Origin of the sequence: Cryobacterium cheniae (assembly GCF_004403395.1) — a bacterium.
GTDB classification, from domain to species: domain Bacteria; phylum Actinomycetota; class Actinomycetes; order Actinomycetales; family Microbacteriaceae; genus Cryobacterium; species Cryobacterium cheniae.
The window spans coordinates 1-4,771 of record NZ_SOGN01000009.1; the positions used below are offsets into that span (position 1 = coordinate 1).

Below are 4,771 nucleotides of genomic sequence, written 5' to 3' on the forward strand. Positions count from 1 at the left end.
TCACGTCAAGTTGCGCCGCGGCCAGATCCGCAGCATCGCCGACTGCGCCATCCGTGCTGTCGACGCCGATCGAGAGGTGGGGTGCTCCTGGGAATGAGCGGCCGAACTCAGCCGCCCAGCCAGCCGCGGCGCCTTTAGCGGGCGCGCGGTCGAGCAGCACGAAGTTCCCCCAGTGAAAATCGGGGTCGGATGGCGTTGCGACAGCGAGGTAGCCCGCGCGCTGCTCGATAGTGCTTCCCTGAAGCGCCAGGATCATCAGATCGGTGCCAAACCCAAGTGATTTAGTGGAATACATGTGCTGCTTTCTTTTGGTGACGGCATGCTCCGGAGGTGGAGTGGCAGCTCGGGTCTCGTGGTTCCGCGACGGGGTTTATGACTGGCGGCGCAGGGCGGCGACGGCTCCGAGGATTGACGCTGCGCACCAGATGCCAAGGACGATGATGGAGTGGGCGGGCATCGTGAATTCGTTCTGGACGAGTCCGGCGCGGATGAGTTGGGCCATGGGCTCGATGGGAAGGAATTCGTGGGCGGTGGCGAGCCAGTCGGGGAGCCTGGACGCGGGGTAGCTCACGGGGGAGAAGAGCATCACGATGAAGATGAGCATTTGTGTGAGCAGTGTCGCGACTGCGGGGGGCAGGAGTGTCGCCATGGCGTATCCCACTGCTGCCGCGGTGATGGACACGACGATGACTGCTGCCACGATCCAGGGGGCAGGGGAGAGCGTGATGTCGAATCGTAGGGCGCCGGCGATGACGCCGAGGACCATGCCAGGGAGGGCCAGAAGTGTCCAGACGAGCAGGTCGCTGAAGAGGAAGGCAGTGCGTGGCACGGGAAGGGTTCGCATCCAGTCGAAGCTGCCTTCGGTTTTCGATTGGGCCACGATCTGAGGAGTCATCACCAGGCCCACGGTGATGAGTGTGACTGTAGGAGCTCCGGTCGCAAGGTACAAAGCGACCTCGGGGGATGGGGCACCGACAAGTAGCCCGTATCCGACGACTGTAGCTATGGCCATAAATATCTGCACGGTGACGAGGAGGGGAAGCGCCTGCGCCTGGCGGCGGAACTGCCACTGGGTGAGGAGCAGTGTTTGGCGGAGCGCGATCATGCTCGTTCCTTCGTGAGGGCGGGAGTGAATGTCGGCTCTTTTCTGACGGTTGCAGTGGCGGTGTTCTTGCTCACGAATTGCAGGTAGGCGTCTTCGAGCGACGCGGGCGCGAGCGCATAGTGCTCGATTCGGCCGCCGTCGACCTGCGCCTGAGCCCAATGTACGAACTCTGCGGCATGGGCGGGGCGTACGGTTCCGGTCATCCGAACTTGCTCCAGACCGCCGGATGGGTGTGGTGCGCGCTCCAGGGTCGCGGGCCAGACAATTGTTGTGTCGGGGCTGACATTCACTTCGAAGGTGAGGGCTCCGTGCAGGTGAGCGGTGAGGCTGGCCGGGGTGCCTGCGGCAATCACCTTGCCTTGTTCGAGCACCACGAGATGGTCGACGACACGCTCGGCCTCCCGCACGTTGTGGGTGACAAGCAAAAGCGCGGCGCCGTTGTCGGCGAGGGCGCGGATCTGTTCCCAGAGCAGGCGGCGACGTACCGGGTCTACATCGTTGGTGGGTTCGTCGAGAACGACCAGCCGTCCGGGAGCAACAGCCGTCATTGCGAAAGAGGTGAGTCGTGCGATGCCGCCGGATACTTTCTGGGATGGGGTGTCAGCCCATTCGCCGAGTTGGAGGACGTCGAGCAGGTGCTGGGTCCGGCGACGGGCATCCGGCTTACTGATCCCGCGAATGCGCGCCACAAGTTCGATCGCAAGCCTCGGGGTCAGACCGGTGATGGGTACGTTAGCTTGCGCCTGGATGGACACGAGCTGGCGGGCAAGGTTGGGCTTGGCGATGGCGTCGATTCCGTCGATGTGGATGCTGCCCGCATCGGGCCGAACCAGCCCCACGATCTGGTTCACCAGGGTGGTTTTCCCGGCGCCGTTGTGTCCGAGCAGTCCGACCACTGATCCGGGCGACACATTAAAAGTGATTCCGTCGTTTGCCTGCACTCCTGAGCGACCCCGATATCGCTTGGTCAACTCCGCGATAGAGAGCGTATTGCTGATGGTCATGTCTTTTCCTCTTCTGGTCGCATCCCGCCGTAAATGACGTTGTCAAGCCTTTTCCAATAGACATCGACGCCGGCGAAGCCGGCGTCTTCGATCCATGCCAGTTGCGGAGTCAGGGGGATGACGTATCTCATGTGGTTGGTGTGCCGCGCCAGTTCGATCGCGGTGCGGTGCAGCCGCTGCTCGGCTGCGAGCGGATCGATACGGTCGTTCGCTCGGGACCAGGCATCCCGAACGGCAGCGTCCTCTGAGTCGACCGCGTCATAGTTCAGGTACCACCCGCCGGGCCGCAGGCGATCAAATATTTCGGAGAACAGCCCGCGCTTCCGATCGTCGGGCAGGTGATGGATGCTCATCCCCGTGATCACGGCGTCGACCTTCCGCGGGATCACCTTCGGCCAGACATCCGTGCACATATCGAACGTGACGAACCGGTAGCGGCCGGCGAAGGGCTGCATCTCGACTTCGCCTGCCGCGATCATCTCAGCCGAGAAGTCAGCGAGGATGGCGGTGCTGTGCGGATAGAGCTTCAGGATCCCGTGTGACGCGGATCCGGTACCGGCGCCCAGGTCGAGGAAGATGAACGCGTCACTCTCGTCGAATGGAAGCAGTTGCGCCATCAGCTCCCACTGCGCCGCGCCCCTCTGTTCCCGCGCCCCGGCGCGGGCGGTACGGATCGCGATGATGTCTGTGGATTTCCAAATTGCCGCGTTGCTGTCATCAGGTCGGTTCATGGCTCGAGACCACCAATCATCGAGATGGACGGGTTGTAGGTGATGGTGTCGAGGTTGTATTTGAAGCATGCGTATTGGCCCTGCGGAGCAGGCCGTATGCCAATGGCCCTCCCGAAGGTGGCGACTCGTCAGTTTTTGAGCCGCCGGTAGTCGACAGCAAGTCGACCGTGGCTTGGAAGATCGTCTGGTCCATAGTCGGATCGCGAGGACGCCCAACAGGTCCACCGCGACCACTTGGCCTACGCGGCGCATCTGCACTCATATTTGCTTCCTCTACACCTGTAAAAAAAGCAACGTAACATAGCGAACAGCGATACGCAACTTGCCGTTCCGGAACTAGAAGAAACGTATAGTAATGGTCATGGCAATAGATTCGGTAAGCCCACTGGTTCACATCGATCATTTTCGGATGGACGTCGCTCGTTCCACAGTGATAGACGACCTGTCGTTCGACATCCGGGAAGGGGAAACGTTCGGTTTCCTCGGCGCTAACGGCTCTGGCAAAACAACGACTATTCGCGCCCTGCTCGGCATTTACCTGAGTATTCGAGCCACTGAGCCCCACCCGATCGTGCGGTTGAGCCCCACCAATCGCGCGGAAGAGCACCAGTGGTGGTGTGGCTCAGCACCACTGGCGCTCCCGGCCACGAATCACGCGGTCGACTGGTCGGTCTGTTCCCTCATGCTGTAGGTGCCCGTCTCAACCCAGGTGGTGTTGCGGGCGACGCGAGCCTTAATGGCGGCTGCGTGGGCCCCGGGGCAGAGACGTTAGCGCCAATCCTCCTGCTGTTATTGGATCACATGGTGGAAGGAGCTTTTCAGGTGGCGCTCAACCAGGCCGATAGTGGCGCTGAACCATACGAACCACGCATCTGGACGGCGGGGTTCAACCGCACCACAGGTGGTGCCCAATGAAGCGAATATTCATTTACCAGCCGACCGGCGGGATACTCCACGTCAACGGCAGCCCGTTCTCCCCCGTCGGTCGCCGCGCATGAGTAGGGGATCCCACGACGAAAAGCCCAACATGACGCTTCACCACGTAAATACCCCCACGGGAATGGCCGAAAGTGTGTTTCACACCAAATCACGAGATGTTCGTCAACCTTGCCAAGATGACCTAATCATCATGAGCGGCCCGTGGCAGCACCCTAAGCCTCAGCAGTCCCAGCTGCGCCTCGTGAAAATACCTGAGCTTGTCCTACACGCCCTGGCACTGGGAAAAGCGGAAGGCATTTCCGCCGAGTTCGTGACGCCGTATGTGGCCGGCTCGGAATGCACCAACCTTTGGCGTATGAGGAGCGAGCAAATAGTTAATACCCCCGAGGACGCTCCCTGGATCACGCGCTTCGTCGTCGTTCCCAACGTCAGGACACCTGTTGGTCTGGCCGGTTTTCACGGGGCGCCCGACGAGGTCGGAATAGTCGAGATTGGCTACCGGATCGATCCGGAACACCGACGTCAGGGATACGCGAGACAGGCGCTCGAAACACTGCTCGACATCGCTAAGAATCATCCCAATGTGCAAATCGTCCGGGCTACCATCAGCCCGGACAACATCGCATCGCGCGCGCTCGTTGACGCCTACGGTTTCAGGGAAGTGGGCGATCAATGGGACGACGAAGACGGTCTCGAGATTATTCTCGAAGTCGCCACATAGTCCACGCCCCGGTCCGAGTGAGTGTCGAATAGTCACCGGCCGGCCTCACCGGTGACCGCGAACCGCGACCGGTTCCCCACCATCTCTTCACTGACCCACACCGAAAGAGCCACCATGAAGTTTCACTCAACAAACGAACCGATATTGCGGCGCGCAGGCAATGCTCGGCCCGCAATGATTATCAGGCGTGAGGAGCCGGTCGACCGTTGGGCGGTGGAAAACCTGACGCGCGACGCATTCTGGGGGATGAGGGGCCCGGGCTGCGACGAGC

5 protein-coding genes and 1 pseudogene are annotated in these 4,771 nt (G+C 61.2%); 2 read left to right on the forward strand and 4 right to left on the reverse strand.

Annotated elements, in window-relative coordinates:
- The 4 genes from E3T23_RS01700 to E3T23_RS01715 all read right to left on the reverse strand — a co-directional run.
- The coding region (locus E3T23_RS01700) for a hypothetical protein (protein ID WP_198416160.1) at positions 1–295 on the reverse strand (295 nt) is incomplete at its 3' end.
- Positions 296–370: 75 nt separating this feature from the next.
- Positions 371–1,105 (reverse strand): ABC transporter permease, encoded by a 735-nt coding sequence (locus E3T23_RS01705; protein WP_134368692.1) that lies wholly within the window; start codon positions 1,103–1,105, stop codon positions 371–373.
- Positions 1,102–2,109 carry an ABC transporter ATP-binding protein gene (locus E3T23_RS01710; protein WP_134368693.1) on the reverse strand — a complete coding sequence of 336 codons (1,008 nt, stop codon included), beginning with the start codon at positions 2,107–2,109 and terminating at the stop codon, positions 1,102–1,104. The genes E3T23_RS01705 and E3T23_RS01710 overlap by 4 nt, the downstream gene beginning before the upstream one ends.
- Complete coding sequence (locus tag E3T23_RS01715; RefSeq protein WP_166806159.1) at positions 2,106–2,909, reverse strand: class I SAM-dependent methyltransferase; 804 nt, start codon at positions 2,907–2,909, stop codon at positions 2,106–2,108. The genes E3T23_RS01710 and E3T23_RS01715 overlap by 4 nt, the downstream gene beginning before the upstream one ends.
- A 340-nt stretch (positions 2,910–3,249) precedes the next feature.
- Here E3T23_RS01715 and E3T23_RS15885 point away from each other — a divergent pair.
- Positions 3,250–3,378: pseudogene (locus E3T23_RS15885) on the forward strand (ATP-binding cassette domain-containing protein); the annotation flags it as partial.
- A gap of 489 nt (positions 3,379–3,867) precedes the next feature.
- Entirely contained in the window at positions 3,868–4,500 is a 633-nt protein-coding gene (locus tag E3T23_RS01725; protein WP_241977510.1) for a GNAT family N-acetyltransferase, read from the forward strand.
- The last annotated feature ends 271 nt before the right edge of the window (positions 4,501–4,771 follow it).